The 430-nt window shown below is 73.3% G+C and carries 1 pseudogene; it reads right to left on the reverse strand.

The features are described from left to right. Positions 1 to 430, reverse strand: a pseudogene (locus LI92_RS24090) (PE family protein); the annotation flags it as partial.

Genomic DNA, 430 nt, shown 5'->3' on the forward strand with positions numbered 1-430 from the left:
CGGCACCACCATTGCCGCCCTTACCCGCCGCAGCCTGGGTGACACCGTCGGCCTGCAGACCACCGGCGCCGCCGTTACCGCCGTTACCACCATTGGTGCCGGCCGTGCCGTTGACCGCACCCGCGGTACCGGCCGCACCCGCAGCACCGGCCTTACCCGAACCACCGGCACCACCGACACCGGCGGTGCCGGCCGCAGCGCGGGTCACCCCATCGGCCTGCAAACCACCCAGACCGGCGTTACCACCGGCACCACCATTGCCACCGGAAGTTCCCGCCGCGGCGGCGGCATCAGAGGCCGCGTCGTAGCCGGCGCCGCCGACACCACCGTTGCCGCCCTTACCGGCCGAACCGTTGGCACCGTTGGCGGCTTGGACTCCGCCACCGGAGAGGCCACCGGCGCCACCGGCACCGGCGTTACCACCATTGCC

Origin of the sequence: Mycobacterium sp. UM_Kg1 (assembly GCF_000972925.1) — a bacterium.
Lineage (GTDB): Bacteria > Actinomycetota > Actinomycetes > Mycobacteriales > Mycobacteriaceae > Mycobacterium > Mycobacterium hiberniae.